This window comes from Flavobacterium sp. (assembly GCF_044369455.1).
Taxonomy (GTDB): domain Bacteria; phylum Bacteroidota; class Bacteroidia; order Flavobacteriales; family Flavobacteriaceae; genus Flavobacterium.
In genome coordinates this window covers 60,430-77,640 of record NZ_JBIPLW010000007.1, presented here as the reverse complement: position 1 = coordinate 77,640, position 17,211 = coordinate 60,430, and the positions used below count along the sequence as shown (strand labels likewise).

Annotated in this window: 11 protein-coding genes; 5 read left to right on the top strand and 6 right to left on the bottom strand. The window is 35.7% G+C overall.

Annotation, left to right across the window (positions count from 1 at the left end; all coding sequences use genetic code 11):
- Positions 1 to 10: 10 nt before the first annotated feature.
- Both bioA and ACIQ2L_RS08450 read left to right on the top strand, forming a co-directional pair.
- Positions 11 to 1,282, top strand: a complete 1,272-nt coding sequence (bioA, locus tag ACIQ2L_RS08455; protein WP_396157769.1) for an adenosylmethionine--8-amino-7-oxononanoate transaminase — start codon at positions 11 to 13, stop codon at positions 1,280 to 1,282.
- A 32-nt stretch (positions 1,283 to 1,314) separates the two neighbouring features.
- Positions 1,315 to 2,553: a beta-ketoacyl synthase N-terminal-like domain-containing protein gene (locus ACIQ2L_RS08450; protein WP_396157767.1), complete on the top strand. Its 1,239-nt coding sequence runs from the start codon at positions 1,315 to 1,317 to the stop codon at positions 2,551 to 2,553.
- 102 nt (positions 2,554 to 2,655) lie between these two features.
- On the opposite strand, the gene ACIQ2L_RS08445 is transcribed toward ACIQ2L_RS08450, so the two are convergent.
- Both ACIQ2L_RS08445 and ACIQ2L_RS08440 read right to left on the bottom strand, forming a co-directional pair.
- Positions 2,656 to 3,000, bottom strand: a complete 345-nt coding sequence (locus tag ACIQ2L_RS08445; protein ID WP_396157766.1) for a GIY-YIG nuclease family protein — start codon at positions 2,998 to 3,000, stop codon at positions 2,656 to 2,658.
- Positions 3,001 to 3,081: 81 nt separating this feature from the next.
- A complete protein-coding gene (locus tag ACIQ2L_RS08440; protein ID WP_396157765.1) occupies positions 3,082 to 3,567 on the bottom strand; it encodes a regulatory protein RecX in 486 nt (161 codons plus the stop codon).
- A gap of 326 nt (positions 3,568 to 3,893) precedes the next feature.
- Here ACIQ2L_RS08440 and ACIQ2L_RS08435 point away from each other — a divergent pair, with 326 nt between their 5' ends.
- A complete protein-coding gene (locus ACIQ2L_RS08435) occupies positions 3,894 to 8,687 on the top strand; it encodes a choice-of-anchor D domain-containing protein (protein ID WP_396157764.1) in 4,794 nt (1,597 codons plus the stop codon).
- Positions 8,688 to 8,766: 79 nt separating this feature from the next.
- Here ACIQ2L_RS08435 and bioB read toward each other — a convergent pair whose 3' ends face one another.
- Both bioB and ACIQ2L_RS08425 read right to left on the bottom strand, forming a co-directional pair.
- Entirely contained in the window at positions 8,767 to 9,852 is a 1,086-nt protein-coding gene (bioB, locus tag ACIQ2L_RS08430) for a biotin synthase BioB (RefSeq protein WP_396157763.1), read from the bottom strand.
- Between the two features lie 211 nt (positions 9,853 to 10,063).
- Complete coding sequence (locus ACIQ2L_RS08425) at positions 10,064 to 11,005, bottom strand: bifunctional riboflavin kinase/FAD synthetase (RefSeq protein WP_396157762.1); 942 nt, start codon at positions 11,003 to 11,005, stop codon at positions 10,064 to 10,066.
- A gap of 524 nt (positions 11,006 to 11,529) precedes the next feature.
- Between ACIQ2L_RS08425 and ACIQ2L_RS08420 the strand changes: the two genes are divergently transcribed.
- Both ACIQ2L_RS08420 and ACIQ2L_RS08415 read left to right on the top strand, forming a co-directional pair.
- Positions 11,530 to 14,214 (top strand): reprolysin-like metallopeptidase, encoded by a 2,685-nt coding sequence (locus ACIQ2L_RS08420; protein ID WP_396157761.1) that lies wholly within the window; start codon positions 11,530 to 11,532, stop codon positions 14,212 to 14,214.
- 127 nt (positions 14,215 to 14,341) lie between these two features.
- Entirely contained in the window at positions 14,342 to 15,646 is a 1,305-nt protein-coding gene (locus ACIQ2L_RS08415) for a zinc-dependent metalloprotease (RefSeq protein ID WP_396157760.1), read from the top strand.
- Positions 15,647 to 15,694: 48 nt separating this feature from the next.
- Here ACIQ2L_RS08415 and pth read toward each other — a convergent pair whose 3' ends face one another.
- Both pth and ACIQ2L_RS08405 read right to left on the bottom strand, forming a co-directional pair.
- Positions 15,695 to 16,261 carry an aminoacyl-tRNA hydrolase gene (gene pth / locus ACIQ2L_RS08410; RefSeq protein WP_396157759.1) on the bottom strand — a complete coding sequence of 189 codons (567 nt, stop codon included), beginning with the start codon at positions 16,259 to 16,261 and terminating at the stop codon, positions 15,695 to 15,697.
- 177 nt (positions 16,262 to 16,438) lie between these two features.
- Complete coding sequence (locus tag ACIQ2L_RS08405) at positions 16,439 to 17,044, bottom strand: 50S ribosomal protein L25/general stress protein Ctc (RefSeq protein WP_396157758.1); 606 nt, start codon at positions 17,042 to 17,044, stop codon at positions 16,439 to 16,441.
- Positions 17,045 to 17,211: the final 167 nt, after the last annotated feature.

Here is a 17,211-nt window from a genome sequence, read left to right as displayed (position 1 = left end):
TAATTAAAAAATGACCCTTTCCGAAAGAGACCAATTATACAACTGGCATCCGTATACGCAACACAAAACAGCCCCAAATTTTCCGGCAATTGTCAAAGGAAAAGACGCACTGCTGTGGGATGAAAATGGCAAAGAATATATTGATGCTATTGCTTCGTGGTGGGTGAATCCGTTTGGTCATTCCAATACGTTTATAGCCGATGCTATTTATAAGCAATTAACCACTTTAGAACATGTGTTGTTTGGCGGTTTTACTCACGACAAAGCTGTTTTATTGGCCGAAAAGCTCATAGAAATTTTGCCGTGTAATCAAAAAAAACTCTTCTATTCTGATAATGGTTCTACTGCTGTAGAAGTGGCACTAAAAGGTGCTTTGCAGTATTTTTATAATAGTGGTGAAAAACGAACTAAAATAATTGCTTTTGAAGATGCCTTTCATGGAGACACTTTTGGAGCTATGGCTTCGAGTGGCATTTCTATTTTTACAGAAGCATTTAAAGGATCTTTATTAGAAGTCGTTCGAATTCCCGTTCCAACAAATGGCAATGAAGAGAAAAGTATTCAAGCGTTAAAAGATTTGGTTTCCACTAATGAATATGCCGCTTTTATATTTGAGCCTTTGGTTCAAGGTGCAGCCGGAATGGTTATGTATTCTGCTGAAGTTCTCGATAATTTGATTGAAATTTGCAATCAAAATAACGTGTTCACCATTGCCGATGAAGTCATGACGGGTTTTGGAAAAACAGGAAAAACGTTTGCTTCGGATTATCTTGTAAACAAACCCGATATGATGTGTTTATCAAAAGCACTAACTGGCGGAACAATACCGATGGCAATAACTACTTTCACTCAAAAAATATTTGACGGATTTTATGATGATACCACTAACAAAGCCTTATTACACGGACATACTTTTACGGCAAATCCGACAGGATGTGCCGCTGCTTTGGCTAGTATCGCATTGATGCAAACAGAAGAAACGCAGCATAATATTGCTAGAATAAATAAATCTCATTTGGATTTTGAACAAAAAATAAAATCACATCCTAAAGTAAAAACAACCCGAGTCCTTGGCGTTATTTTTGCGTTCGAAATAAAAACGGATAATCAGGAAAGTTATTATGGGACGATGCGTAATAAACTCTACCATTTCTTTATCGAGAATGGTGTGATTCTTCGTCCAGTTGGAAATATTGTCTACATTTTACCGCCCTATATTATTACCAATTCACAATTAGAAAAAGTATATACAACCTTAGAAAAAGCGCTTGAAATAGTGTAGTTTTGCAGTATCTATGCTTTAATTCGAATACCTTGAAAAACCCTATTGCCATAACTTCCATTGCCTCGTTTTCTCCCTTAGGAAAAACTACTAACGAAGTTTGGAAGGAATATCTCAATCCAAGAACATTAATTGTCGAAAAAAAAATCGGTGTCAACTTAAATTTTGTTGCACGACTGTCCGATGACTTAACTACCGAAGTTCAGCTACTTCGAAACTCAGAATCGAAATATAAATCACTTGACAATTCCGTTTTATATGCTATTTTAGCGTCGAGAGAAGCCCTGAAACATGCGGGTTGGAATGATTCAAAATTTGGCATCAACATTGGTTCCTCTCGGGGCGCGACGCATCTTTTCGAAAAAAATTACAAAGAGTTTTTAGAGTCTGGAAAAGTGGCGACATTAACGTCGCCAACAACAACTTTAGGAAATATTTCTACTTGGGTAGCTCAAGATTTAAAATCTAAAGGCCCAGAATTATCCCATTCTATAACCTGTTCAACAGCGCTTCATGCCTTGTTAAACGGCATTGCTTGGTTACAAGCTGGCATGGCAGAGAAGTTTCTTGTTGGCGGAAGCGAAGCGCCATTGACTGCTTTTACTGTTGCGCAAATGCACGCTTTGAAAATTTATGCTTCTAATGAGGCGTTTCATCAAGCTCAGTGTGACAATTTTAAAGGAAGACATAAGCAAGAGCCACAATGTCAGTCTGAGCTTGTCGAAGACCTTTTATATTATCCCTGTAGGGCTTTAGATCTAGGAAAAACCAAAAACTCCATGGTGTTAGGCGAAGGTGCCGCTATGGCCTGTTTAGAGCTTGGCAAACATAAAAATGCCTTGGCGTATGTAACCGGATTTGGGTATGCCACCGACGATTTGAAACACAGTATTTCCATCACCGATGAAGCGGAATGTTTTCAAAAATCGATGAAAATGGCGTTACAAAATGTGTCGTTAGAAGAAGTTGATGTAGTGGTTATGCATGCTCCGGGAACGATAAAAGGAGACAAATCAGAATATAAAGCAATACAAAAAGTATTTGGAAAAAATTTGCCAATGCTGACCACCAATAAATGGAAAGTAGGGCATACTTTTGGGGCATCGGGAATGCTCAATATTGAAATGGCTATCTTAATGATGCAGCAGCAACAGTTTATTGGAGTACCTTTTGTAACTGAAGAAAATCCTAGAAAGGCGATTCGAAATGTACTGATAAATGCCGTTGGATTTGGCGGAAATGCGGTAAGTGTTTTGTTGAGTAAATCATAATTTTATTTTGCTAAAGACAGCACTTCGATACTTCGACAAGCTCAGTACTGGTGTAGCTCAGTGTGACAACTTTTTTATACAATTATAATCAATACAGCGATGTCAGTCTGAGCCTGTCGAAGACTTATCCACTGATTCTGATGAAGACGGTCTCCCAAACTCAGTGTAATTTTTAGAATACAAAACTAATTTATCCCAATCATTATTAATTAAAGCTTCTTTTTTTATTTTACTCCAACCTTTAATCCTCTTCTCGGTTGCGATTGCATCTAAAACATCATTAAAAGTTTCGAACCACACCAATTCTAAAGGATTTTTATCAAAAGTATAACACTCTTTATTTTTCCCAAAGCGATGCTCTGCAAGACGTCTTTCAAGATTATTGGTAAAACCAGTATAATAACTTTGGTCACTACATTTTAAAATGTAAACAAAATAAGACTTCATAACAATTTAATTTTATTGTGGCACTTCGACAAGCTCAGTGTGACAACCTCTATTTATAAAATTATAATTAAAACCACAATGTCAGTCTGAGCCTGTCGAAGACCTTTCGAACTCCTTTAACTTTTCATACACAAAATTACTTTCCCATCCTTTGCGCAACAAAAAATCACAAAACTTTTTTTTCTTTTTTTGAACATTAGTTTCTCTAATGCTTTCCCATTGTTTTTCAGCTACTTTATCTAAAGTTTCATGATATGCTGATTCAGAAATTTCGGTTAATGCCAGTTTTATAATGGGAGCCGAAACATGGCGTTGTTTGAGTTCGTTAACAATTCTGATTTTTCCCCACAATTTTATGCGGTGTTTTCCACGAGCAAAACTTCGGGCAAAACGCTCTTCATTGAGAAAATTGTTTTGTAACAAGTGTACAACTATAGCATCAACTTCATCAGAATTCATTCCCAAATCGTAGCATTTTTGTACCACTTCCTGATGACAGCGATCTTGATACGAACAGTAATATTCTAATTTAAGTTGGGCTTCTTTTACCGTGAGCTTGTCATTCATTTTGTAATGTAATTCTAATCAAACAAAGTTAGACATTTATAGTATTCCATTAATTATTTAAGAATAAACCGATGAAAAATTAAATCTAAAAATTGCTGCCGGATTCTATAAAGTAACTAAAATCATGAATGTACGTTTTATAGACCAAAAGCGTTCATAAAAAAGTCCCTTTTAATAATGATTTCTTAAAGTAAAACACTTGTATTTTAGTAATTTAGACTTAATTTTGTCACCCCTTATTCTACCAAATTTGTATTCCCTTTTTTTGTGCCCAAAATGAGCACCTATTGCTTTGGAAACGAATACAATAATATAATTCATTTTTAATGAAACTAAGAATAGTTTTTATTGCGCTTTTGGTTAGTAGCTTCTCTTGGGGACAATCTATTTTTAATAATCCAATAACAGGAACTAATCCAAATACTTCTAACCCATATACTATTGGGCAGACGGTAGCAGCCAACATGACTGCTTCTGGTATTGGAAGAGGCTCAGGTATTCTAGGAACAAATACCAACGATAGATACAATTCTGATGGATGGAGCACCGGTGCAATTGACTTGACAGACTATTTTGAGTTTACGATGACCCCAAGTCCTGGTTATGAAATAAATTTTGTAAGTTTTGTTTATACAGGGCAAGTTTCATCAGGTACTCCGAATTTTGCTTTTCGTTCTAGCGTTGACGGATATACTTCGAATATTGGAACGCCTAGTGCCAGTGGAACAACAATTTCATTAAGCGCTAGTGCCTATCAAAATGTGAATTCTGCAATTACTTTTCGGTTTTATGCCTTTGGACTAACCGCAGCAGCCACAACGTATAGTATTAACGATTTTACCTTTAACGGAACGGTTATTTTATCTGTTCCTTGTACGACACCAACTACACAAGCTTCTGCTTTATCCTCAAGTAATGTAACTACAACAAGTGCTAATTTATCATGGACTGATGGCGCTACTACTTCAGGCTCTTTAGTTTCTCTTCGTTTGGCTGGAGCGCCTACTGCTCCAACATCTGGCACCAATTATGTACCAACTCTTAATTTTTCTACGGCAGCTGGAGCTAATTTAATTTCGGCTGGTAACGTAGTAGTAGCGAAAAGCAATGCGGGTACTGTTACCGGAATAACAGGCTTAACTGCCGGAACACAATACACTGCCACTCCATACGCTTATAATGGTAGCGGCACCAATGTGTGTTTTAATACCACTAATCCTGAAAGTTTTAATTTTTGGACTTTAGCAACAGAACCTGCAAGTTATGGTACTGGTTTTACTACTTGTGGTGCTTCAACCGCAACTTCAATAATAGTAAACTTTGCAGCCGCAAGTACGATTCCTGCCAATGGTTATGCGCTTCTATATCGTGAAGGTGCAGCTCCAACTGGATTGCCAACAGATGGTATTCTTTATCCTGGCGGAACTATTATAGGAGACACAACATTTGTTGGTATTATTTCTCCAGGAATAACCTCTAGAACTGTAAACTTTTTAAATGGAGGTTCCACTTATTATTTTATTTTAATCCCTTATAATGCTGCAGCTGGTCCCACTTCTATAAATTACAGAACAGTCGCAACAATTCCATCATTAACTTGCAGTACTTCTCCCGCTCCCGAAATAAATGTAAGAGGCGTTATTGGTTCCAATCCAACAATTCCCGATGGTGATATTACGCCACAAGGAACGGACAATACGCTTTTTGCTACTGTGGTGGTGGCAAGTAATCAGTCTAAGGTTTTTAGAATACAAAATACGGGTAATGCAACTTTAAATGTAACCTCTATTACCATGGTTGGAGGAAATAATACCGAATTTGTAGTTTCGGGAATTACTTTACCAACTACCATTGCAGGCGGGGGATTTTTAGACTTTACTGTTACTTTTACGCCCACAGCAGCAGGAGTAAGAAATACAACGTTGACCATTGCAAATAATGACGCTAATGAAGCCACCTATGACTTTTTAATTCAAGGAACAGGCTCGACTACACCAATTGTTGAAATAAATGTAACAGGAAATGGGCAAAGTATTCCTGACAATAGTATTTATCCATCAGGACTAAACCATACCGCGTTTCCGTTAACACTTCAAGGTGGTTCATCAACTAGAACCTTTACGATAGAAAATTTAGGGTCAACGGTACTTTCATTAACTGGTCTTTCTCCTTACATTCAAATCACGGGTGCGCATGCCTCATTATTTACGGTTACCGTTATTCCCTCCAACTCAATCGCTGGCGCTGGATCAACTACTTTTGTTATTACCTTTAGTCCAACTTCTGGCGGTGCAAAAAATGCTACGGTTACTATTGGCAGCAATGATACCGATGAAACCATTTATAATTTTAACATTAGTGGTACCTGTCAAGGTGCGAACAATATTTATGCTTTCGGAAATGGATATGATGTCCCAAAAGCATCGGTAACCACTTCAACCCTAAATTTGACCAATTTTGGTTTAATCCCAATAACTACTGGCGTAAAACAAAATACTTTTCTGATTACAAATTTATCTACAGGATCCCGTTATTTTTCTAATGTAACTGTATCAGGTGGTGATTCGGCGATGTTTACGGTTATATCTCAACCCAGTATTAATGCTGTAGGTATAGGAAACAGTACTTCTTTTACCATAAATTTCACACCAACTTCTGCAGGAGTCAAAACCACAACCGTTAGCTTTAATGCCTATACCAATTCCGGACGTACCACTCCTGATCCACTTGACCCTGTTTACACTTTTGCAATTTCTGGAGAAGGTATCGTTTACATTCCGTGTAGCAATAACGCGGTTCAAACTATCCTCCAACAAGATTTTGAAACGGTTCCAGCAACACCAACTTGGAATTATTCCTCAACTTCCGATGGAAACATAACTTTTACTGGCGGACCTTTTAATAATGGTTCAGTCCCTGTTGCTGCCTTCATAGGAGCAAGGTCTTTTCAGTTTAGAGGCATTGGCACAGGCACTACGCGTAGTGCTGTACTTACCATGAATTCTGTGGATGTAAGCCAATACAACAATATTAATCTTTCTATGAAAGTTGGAGCCTATAGAGTTTCAGGGGCGACACAAGGTGTAGATATTAATGACTTAATACAGATTGAAACCAGCATTGACGGCGGTGTTAACTGGTCTGTAGAATCGGTTTTGAGAGGGTATAGCAATTCTAGATGGAATTTAGCGGCTACGGGTATTTTTAACGCTTATTATACTGGAAATAATACGGGTGTAACCTTAGACTCGCGTAACGGAAATCTAGAATTTGCAAACGGAAATGCTACCTATAATGTTAAAAACTTACCGCAAACAACAGATTTACGAATTAGAATTACTCTTATTATTGATAGAGATGATGAATTATGGGCAATCGACGAAATTAAATTAGAAGGTCAAACGGCGCAATCAACCATATGGAACGGTACAGCATGGTCAGCAGGTTTTCCAACTCCGACTACTAAAGCTATTTTTGACACGGGAACAACATATACTACTACTGCAGCTATAGATAATGGCAGTGTAGAATCCTGTGAATTGCAGATACGATCAGGAGCAAATGTAATTGTGGACTCTAATTATTATTTTGAAATTCAGAGCAACATTGTAAATGCTGGAACTCTAACCATAGCCAATAACGCAAGTTTAATTCAAATAAATGATGCTGCGACAAATTCAGGAAGCATCGTTTATCAAAGAACAGCTGCTGGGATAAGAGGTTATGACTATGTATATTGGTCTTCGCCGGTTACGGGTCAATCCGTGGATAATATTTATTCTAGTCCAACATCGGGATTCAAATACAAATGGAATCCTTTGGCATCTAACATCAATAGCCCTGTGAGTTCAGGAAGATGGGAATCTACATCAGGAACTATGGATGTTGGAACAGGTTATATTGTTCGAGGTTCTAGCAACTATAGCATGGCTGCTTCAAGCATTCCGGGTGTATTCACAGGTAGGGTTAATAATGGTGTAATCCCAGTAACAATAAGCAGAGGAAATAATACAACTGCAAGTACCGTCGGTTCTGGAAATGGAGTTACAATTTCTAATTTTGACGACAATTGGAATTTAGTGGGCAATCCTTATCCGTCTGCAATAAGAGCATTAGACTTTTTGAATGCTAATACGAATATTCAAGGATTTATCTACTTATGGACTCATAATACAGCACCTGTATCTTCAACCAATCCATTTTATAGTTCGTTTTTATATAATTACACCACAAACGATTACATAACCTATAATGGAACCGCAACCACAAGTGGACCTATTGGACCTCCAACGTTTAATGGTAATATAGCAGGTGGACAAGGATTTTTTGTGTTGATGAATGACGGAGCCACCACAAGTGGAACAATCAACTTTAGAAATGTAATGAGGAATAAAACGTATGCCAATAATCAATTTTATAGAGTTTCACAAAATCTAGAAGAACAAGATAAGCATAGGATTTGGTTGGACTTATTGGATTCAGACAACGTACCTGTAAGAACTGTGATTGGCTATGTTCCGGAAGCAAGTAATGGTTTGGATCGATTGTATGATGCTTTTAAAAACACTGCAAATGAGAGAAATATTTATTCCATTATTGAAAATGAAACCCAAATAATTCAAGGAAGATCTTTGCCATTTAATACTACTGATACTGTACAAATTGGAGTTCGTATCCTGCAAGATGGAGCATATAAAATTGCCATTGGTGCTGTTGATGGTTTGTTTTCTGAGCCAACCCAAAATATCTATATAGAAGATAAGCAGTTAGCGATTATTCATGATTTAAGACAAAATCCGTACAGTTTTAATGCTACCGCTGGAATCATTAATGACCGATTTGTTTTAAGATATAATAATAATGCTTTGAGTAATCCTGAATTTGGAAGTGTAAATGAAGTTATTCTAACTTTAAATCACGGACTAATGACTATTAAATCTTTTGTCGACTCGATTCAAGATGTTATGGTTTATGATATTTTAGGCAGACAATTATTCGAAGCTAAAGCAATAGGAAACAAAGACTTTTCTACTTCTAAAATTTCAATCAGCCAGCAAGCACTTATAGTAAAAATAAAACTCGAAAACGGAACAATTGTAACTAGAAAAATTGTTCTTTAGTACCGCCTTTTTAAAAAAAGAGTCCGAATTCTAATTTAGAATTCGGACTCTTTTTTATTATATAAATTTAAAGTACGACTTATTTCCCTTTGGTTGATGCTTCTAAGTTTCTATCAATAACATGTCCTGGTCGTGTCCATTTTGGCTTTTCTCCTAACGATTGGAATTTTGAATCTGCTGCCTCAACCGTTGTAGGTTGCATTATTTTTATAAACGGTTTTTGAGCTACTAATCCCAGTGTTTCAAACATTTTCATATCTTCGTTTACATCCGGATTTGGAGTGGTTAATAATTTATCTCCTGCAAAAATAGAATTCGCACCTGCAAAGAAACACATTGCTTGACCTTCTCTTGACATTTCCGTCCTTCCTGCCGATAAGCGCACTTGGGTTTCAGGCATTACAATACGCGTAGTAGCCACCATACGAATCATTTCCCAAATTTCAACGGGCTTTTCATTTTCCATCGGAGTGCCTTCAACGGCAACCAGTGCATTAATGGGCACTGATTCAGGTTGTGGATTTAACGTTGAAAGCGCCACTAACATTCCGGCTCTGTCTTCAATACTTTCTCCCATCCCAATTATTCCGCCACTACAAACGGTAACATTTGTTTTACGAACATTTTCGATTGTTTCCAAACGGTCTTCAAAACCTCTAGTTGAAATTACTTCTTTATAATACGCTTCCGAAGTATCTAAATTGTGATTATACGCATACAAACCTGCTTCGGCTAAACGCTGTGCTTGATTTTCAGTTATCATCCCTAAAGTACAACACACTTCCATGTCGAGTTTATTGATGGTTCTTACCATCTCCAAGACTTGGTCAAATTCTTCGCCGTCCCTAACATTACGCCACGCTGCTCCCATACAAACTCTGGAGGAACCGTTAGATTTTGCTCTAAGTGCCTGCGCTTTTACTTGGCTAACAGTCATCAAATCATTCCCTTCAATATCGGTATGATAACGAGCGGCTTGAGGACAATAGCCACAATCTTCAGGACAACCACCCGTTTTAATTGACAATAAAGTGGATACTTGAACTACATTTGGATCGTGCTGTTCTCTATGAATTGTTGCTGCGTCATAAAGCAAATCCATTAAGGGTTTATTATAAATTGAAATTATTTCTTCTTTGGTCCAATTGTGTTTAGTAATGCTCATGAGTGCCTTTTTATATTGCATCAAAAGTAATCAAATAGTTATGAAGAAAAAAATAGAAATAAAACAGAAAAGTTAGTCCTTTTCGGGATTTTTGCTTTTCCATAAGAGCATTGTTATGAAGACTACCATAACAGCAGAAGCAATACCTTCGAATAATATACCAAAACAATATTCGGCAACATGAGGTTTTCCACCAAATAAAAACAACAAATTAATTCTTTTTGACAAATTGATTTATAAAATCTTGTGCTGCTATTTTATCTAATCCCAATTGATTTTTTAAAGCATCTAAAGATTCAAATTTCTGTTCGTTACGCGAACGTTTTAGAAGTGAAACGGTTATATTTTGATTGTATAAATCTTGATTAAAATCGAAAAAATTAATTTCGATGGTTTGAGTTGATCCATCAACTGTTGGTCTTGTGCCAATATTCATCATGCCGTAAAAGGTCGCTCCATTGATAACACTTTTCGCAACATAAACGCCGTTTAACGGAATCAATTTATGGTCATCTACTATTTTAATATTTGCAGTGGGATATCCTATAGTTCGTCCTAATTGATTTCCTTTTGAAACAATTCCAGTGATTGGATAGTTATAGCCTAAATAAGATGCGGCAATTTCAACATTCCCTTCTAAGATTGCGTTTCTAATTTTAGTCGAACTAATAGACACTTCATTGATTTGTTCTGCTGAGATTTGTTCCACTTCAAAACCATACGTTTCTCCAAAAGAGTTTAAATCATCAATTGTGGCGGTTCTATTTCTTCCAAATCGATGATCATAGCCAATTATAATTTTTTTAACTCGAAAAACATCTACTAAAACCTGTTTTACAAATACTTCTGCAGTTAACCTTGAAAATTCTTTATCAAAAGGATGAATAACAAGATTATCAATCCCTAAATTATCTAGTAGTTCTAATTTCTCATTTATAGAATTGAGTTGCTTCATTTCAGTGTCTTTCTGAAGCACCATTCTTGGGTGTGGAAAAAAGGTAAGTACTAAACTCTCACAATGTAATTCCTGAGCGCTTTTTGTAATCTGTTTTAGTATTTTTTGATGTCCAAGATGAACACCATCAAAGGTTCCAATAGTAACAATAGTTTGATTATTAGAAGAAAATGACTTTATGGAATGGAATATTTTCAAGAAAAATGGATAAAAAGTATGATGCCGCAAAAATATGTTTTAGAATTTAAAAACAATAATTTTTAGTGTCTTAAATAAGATATAAAAAAACTGTTGATTTTAATTACTGATTTCATTTATACTTATGGCACCTCACTCATTTTAAATGGATACTATTTCACGTTTTTTACTCTTTAATAAATACATTTTTTTTGATGCCCGTTACGAATCTGATTTTAACAGCACTCTCTCATTACTGCCTATGTTGGAACTTTGATAAGATGATAAGTAAAAAGTAACAATAAAAATCAGCGCTCACTGAAAAAAGTATACTCTAATTATATTTTTTTGATTTTCACAAATATAGGAAAAGACCTTGACATTTTATTTTTGTTTAAAATAAATGACTAGAATAATTCACTTTTAAATGGTTAAAAATAAGAATTTGTTAAATTAATTACTGAATGTTTAATAATTCAGAATATAAATTTGCAGTTTATTTAAACATAACTATCTTTACCTACTTTTATTTAATCAACAAAACCATGAAAAAAAATTTACTTTTAATTGTTTTTATTTTATCTGTTAGTTTATCATTTTCTCAAAATGCCTCATTTAAGCTTTGGGATTCTAATAAAACTATCAGTTCTGAAAAAATAAGACAAACCGATTATTCTGAAAATCAAAAATTAGTACAGTTTAATGCTATTCAGTTCAAACAATCACTTGCTGGTGTTTCTCAAAAAGGATCTGGTCAAGCAGGTGTTGAAATTCAATTACCAAACATTAAAGGAGCGTTAGAGAAATTCTTAGTATGGGAATCTTCAAACTTTGAACCTGCGTTACAGGCACAATTCCCAGAAATTAGATCATTCGTAGGAAAAGGAATTACCGATCCTTCTGCTGTTTTAAACTTTAGTTTTGACCCAAGAGGGATTCAAACGATGATTTTTAGAGCTGATAAAGGAACAGAATTTATCGAACCATATACCAAAGACAGTTCGGTTTATGTTGTTTTTGATTCACAAACACGATATAAAGGGAAATTGCCTTTTGTATGTAGTACTGAAGATTTAGCAGTAGGTGAAAAATTATCTAAAAATTTAGAAAATATAACACAAGCTAGTAATGAAGTCTATAAAACCATGAGATTGGCTTTGTCGTGTACGGCAGAATATACTACTTATCATGGAGGTACTGTGCCATTAGCTTTAGCTGCAATGAATGCTACCATGACCAGATGTAATGGTATTTTTGAAAAAGACTTGGCTATTAAGTTACTTATAATAGCAAATAACAACTTAGTAATTTATACCAATGCAGCCACAGATCCTTACTCAACCGTAACAGGAGGAGCTGCTCCGGCTGCGTGGAATTCACAATTACAAAGTACTTTAAATACTGTTATTGGAGCAGCAAATTATGACATTGGTCATTTGTTTGGAGCTACAGGTGGCGGCGGAAGTGCCGGATGTATAGGTTGTGTATGTGTGGATGCAAACAAAGGAAGTGGAATAACTTCTCCTTTAGATGATATTCCTATGGGGGACACTTTTGATATTGATTTTGTGGCTCACGAAATGGGGCACCAAATGGGAGCCAATCACACATTTACTCATACTGCTGAAAACAATTCAGTAAATGTTGAACCTGGTTCAGGTTCAACGATAATGGCGTATGCAGGAATAGGTGGTGGTGGTACCGATATGCAATCTAATTCTGATGATTATTTTACCTTCAAAAGTATTTCTCAAATTCAGTCAAACATGAACTCAAAGACTTGTCCTATAAGTACCAGTTTAGCGGTTACCAACCCAAAACCTGTCATTACTGTCTTAAGCCCTGCTTTCAGTATTCCAATTAGTACTGCTTTTAAACTAACAGGCTCTGGAACAGGAACTACAGGAGAAGTGTTAACCTATTGCTGGGAACAAAATGACGATGCAACGGTAGTTGGAGGTACGTCTACTTTTCCTTCACCAACTAAAACTAATGGCCCAAATTTCAGATCTCGTGTTCCAAGTTTATCTCCTGTTAGATTTATGCCTCAGTTTTCTGATGTATTAAACGGTAACTTAACGCCAACATGGGAAACTACCTCTTCTGTAGCTAGAACATTAAATTTTGCTTTAACAGTTAGAGATAATGTACTTGGTGGCGGTCAAACTAATAGCTTGGCTACTACTGTAACGGTTGTAAATACTGGTGCTGCATTTGCAATCACGAATCCGAATACTCAAGATGTATCATGGAATTTAGGTTCATCACAAACCGTTACATGGAATGTTGCCGGAACTACTGCCAACGGTATTAATACGTCTACTGTAAATATATTATTTTCTACGGATGGCGGTGCTACTTTTCCTATTGTATTAGCTTCTAATACTGCAAATGACGGATCAGAAAGCATTACGCTTCCAAGCACACCATCTACTTCTTGTAGAATATTAATCGAAGCTGTTGGTAATATATTTTATGCAGTTTCTAAAAATATAGCATTAGGTTATACGATTACAAATCAATGTAATACATATAATTTCACTACTCCCTATGCATTTGTCGATCAAGCGCCAGGTTCTTACACAACTAGAACTTTAAATGTTCCTATTTCTGGAACTATTTCTGACGTCAATATTTTTAACAATATTACACATAGTTATTTGTCTGATGTTCAAACTGATATCAGTAGCCCACAAAACCCAACAACTTTTGTTAAATTATTTAATAGAAGCTGCGGTAATACTAACGGAACCTTAAACTTAAAATTTAGTGATGGTGCAGCGGCAGTTAATTGTACTGGTGGTAATACACTCCAAACTGTAACTCCAGGAGAATCATTAGCGGCATTTAACGGTCAAAACTCACAAGGTACTTGGACATTCAGAGTTTATGATAATTTTGCCCAAGACACTGGTACAATAAATTCATGGGGGATTGAAGTATGTACCCAAACAGTAGCCCTAACAACAAGTGAAAATCAACTTACTGATTTTGCGATTTATCCAAATCCAAATAAAGGAAACTTTACTATTCAATTTGACAACACTACTTCAAACGAAATTAAAGTAAATGTTTACGACATGAGAGGTAGAACTATATTTGAAAATAATTATTCAAATCAGGTTACATTCAACGAAAATATTCAATTGAATAATGCACAAGCTGGAGTTTACCTGGTTTCGGTTACAGCTGGTAACCAAAAACTAGTGAAACGAATCGTTATTGAATAGTTATCTGACAATTAATTAGTTAAAAGGGGAGGATTTTAATAGATTCTCCCCTTTTTTTGTGTTAAAAATTATGTCATTTAAAACAATTGATTAATTTTGAGTTCTTTAAAATTTAAAACCCTTACTAATGAAATTAAAATTATTTTTCCTCTTAATTGTTTTTCAAGTAGCTTTTGCTCAACAAAGAACCTGTGGTACGCAAGAGTATATGCAAACCATAATGAATGACCCTGCACAAAGAGCGGCGTATCTTGAACAACAAAGTAAGTTTGAAGTTGAGATGCAAAAATTAGAATCTAATTCATTGAGAAATACAAATGAATTAATTAGAATTCCAGTAGCTGTTCACTATCCTACTGCGGGCGCAGTTACAGATGCTATTAAAACATGTCTTCGCCGTTTGGCTCAAAAACAAATTGATATTTTAAATGCCGATTATAACGCTACGAATACTGATATTTCAAATTGGGCATCTGTAAGTGATAACTACTTTGGAACTTCAACTGGAAGTTTAAATGTACAATTTGTAATTGCAACCCAAAATCACCCCGCAGGAACAGGTTTAAATAATGGAGATTTAGCGGTTACTTTTGGCACTGATTTTATTGGTTCGGGTGTTATAAGTTGTACCAATGGGTGCAATGAAGATATTACATGGGCTGGTTATATAAATATAGTAGTTACAAATATTTCAGGAGGTATCCTTGGATTTTCTCCTCTTGGTGGGCAACCTCAATTTGGTAGAACTGTAGTTATCGATAATAATTCTTTTGGAGCAACTTTGACCCCAAGCCCAACATCTTGTGCCGGTTTTGTCCCTGCTGCTCCCTATAATAAAGGGAGAACACTAACTCATGAATTGGGTCACTTTTTTAATTTAGCGCATACTTTCCAAGCATGTGATGGTTCAAATTGCGCATCATCGGGCGATAGGGTTTGTGATACCCCACCGACTGACCAACCGCGTTATGATTGTAATGCTGCTGATAATCCTCCAACACCTGGAGGAGGTAACCCACCATTGTCTAGCTGCGGTTTTCTTCAGTTGACAATGAATTATATGGATTATGTACAAGATTCTTGTATGTATATGTTTTCTGCTGGTCAAGCCGCTCGAATGCAAAGTTGGTATAATTCTATTTCTGGTCAATTAACTACAACAGCTTTATCAAGCCAAGATTTTTTAGAAAACAAATTTACGCTCTATCCTAACCCTAATAAAGGCAGTTTTACCATAGAATTTAAAGAACTAGCTAATAGTTTTTCAGTTGAAGTTTATGACGTAACAGGTAAAACCATTTATGAAAATAACTATGATCAAACAGCCAATTTAGCTCAAGTAATTAATTTAGACAATCCAACTAACGGTGTATATTTTGTGAATATTAAAAGTGACGATGGTATCGTAACTAAGAAGCTAATTATTCAGTAATTTTTTTTAAATATAAATATGTTAAACCCTTTCAAATGAAAGGGTTTTTTATTTCCCATTAAAGCGATTCATCGTTTCGTTTAATCCGGCCAAGGCATAAGATTCGACTATTTGATTGGCCAATTCAAATCGTTCCTGAAGTTTTTCTTTTTCTACGTCATTCCATTCACCAAGAACATAATCCACTTGTTGCCCTTTTTTAAATTCATCACTTATACCAAAACGAAATCGCGGATATTCTGAGGTATTTAAAATAAGCTGAATGTTTTTCAATCCATTATGACCGCCATCCGTTCCTTTCCCTTTAATTCGAATGGTTCCGAAAGCCAAATTTAAATCATCGGTAATAACTAAAACATTTTCTTTCGTAATGTTTTCTTTTTGCATCCAATAGTGAACTGCTTTACCACTTAGATTCATATACGTATTGGGCTTTAAAAGAATAAGCTTTCTTCCTTTTATAGTGAATTCAGCAACAGTACCTAATTTTGCAGTTTCAAAAGAGACTCCTTGTTTTGAAGCTACATAATCTACTATTTTGAAACCAATATTGTGTCGGGTATTTACATATTCGGCCCCAATGTTTCCTAGGCCGACGATAAGACATTTCTTCATTATATCTGAGTTTTCAGAGATTGTATTTTTTTTAAATACATTTTTAATCCAATTCATGTTGTAAAAGTAAGCTAAAGTTTGCATACCTCATTGCCACTGGCAATGCTCCTTTTAATTTCAAATATAAAAAAAGCACCAGTAAAACTGATGCTTTTCTATATCGGAAAAATAAATTACTTATTTTTTCTTTTTTGCTCCACCTTTTTCTGCTTTTGCAGCTTCTTGAGCCGCTTTCATAGCAGCACGTGAAATCTTAACTTGCGCTACAACAGTATTGTCTGGGTGCATTAATTTGAAGTTTTTCACTTCTAATTTTGTAACATACAATTTATTCCCCATTTGTAACTCCGAAATGTTAGCTTCTACAAAATCAGGTAGATTTTTAGGTAATGCTTTCACTTTTAACCTACGTTGATTCAAGTTTAAAACACCTCCTAAAAGTACCCCTGGAGAAGTTCCAGTTACTTTTACAGGTACTTCCATAATGATTTCTTTGTTTTCATCCAATTGAAAGAAGTCAATGTGATTGATTCTGTCTGAAACTGGGTGAAACTGAATGTCTTGCAAAACGGCATTGGTAGTTTTTCCATCCAAATCTATCACAACTGTGTGTGCGTTTGGAGTGTAAACCAAGCTTTTGAATGCTTTCTCTTCTGCTGCAAAATGAATTGGTTGACTTCCTCCGTAAATAACGCAAGGAACCATTCCAGCATTACGTACCGCTTTGGTTGCTACCTTGCCCACGCTTTCTCTTTGTGATCCTTTAATCGTAATCGATTTCATTGTAAAAAATATATAATTAATAATAAAAATTCTTTTCGGGCGTTGCCTTCGGCCGGGCTTTCGGCTGCACATGGTGCTTGCCTCTATCCCTAACGCTGTCTTCTGCTATACTTCAAATTTAAATTTTCATTGAAGTCTTGATTCTTGCATAGGCCAACGCATCACCT

Excerpts from the sequence above, each read along its gene's own strand:
- bioA (WP_396157769.1), top strand. The coding sequence starts at position 11 with ATGACCCTTTCCGAAAGAGACCAATTATACAACTGGCATCCGTATACG.
- ACIQ2L_RS08445 (WP_396157766.1), bottom strand. The coding sequence starts at position 3,000 with ATGAAGTCTTATTTTGTTTACATTTTAAAATGTAGTGACCAAAGTTAT.
- ACIQ2L_RS08440 (WP_396157765.1), bottom strand. The coding sequence starts at position 3,567 with ATGAATGACAAGCTCACGGTAAAAGAAGCCCAACTTAAATTAGAATAT.
- ACIQ2L_RS08435 (WP_396157764.1), top strand. The coding sequence starts at position 3,894 with ATGAAACTAAGAATAGTTTTTATTGCGCTTTTGGTTAGTAGCTTCTCT.
- bioB (WP_396157763.1), bottom strand. The coding sequence starts at position 9,852 with ATGAGCATTACTAAACACAATTGGACCAAAGAAGAAATAATTTCAATT.
- ACIQ2L_RS08420 (WP_396157761.1), top strand. The coding sequence starts at position 11,530 with ATGAAAAAAAATTTACTTTTAATTGTTTTTATTTTATCTGTTAGTTTA.
- ACIQ2L_RS08415 (WP_396157760.1), top strand. The coding sequence starts at position 14,342 with ATGAAATTAAAATTATTTTTCCTCTTAATTGTTTTTCAAGTAGCTTTT.
- pth (WP_396157759.1), bottom strand. The coding sequence starts at position 16,261 with ATGAAGAAATGTCTTATCGTCGGCCTAGGAAACATTGGGGCCGAATAT.
- ACIQ2L_RS08405 (WP_396157758.1), bottom strand. The coding sequence starts at position 17,044 with ATGAAATCGATTACGATTAAAGGATCACAAAGAGAAAGCGTGGGCAAG.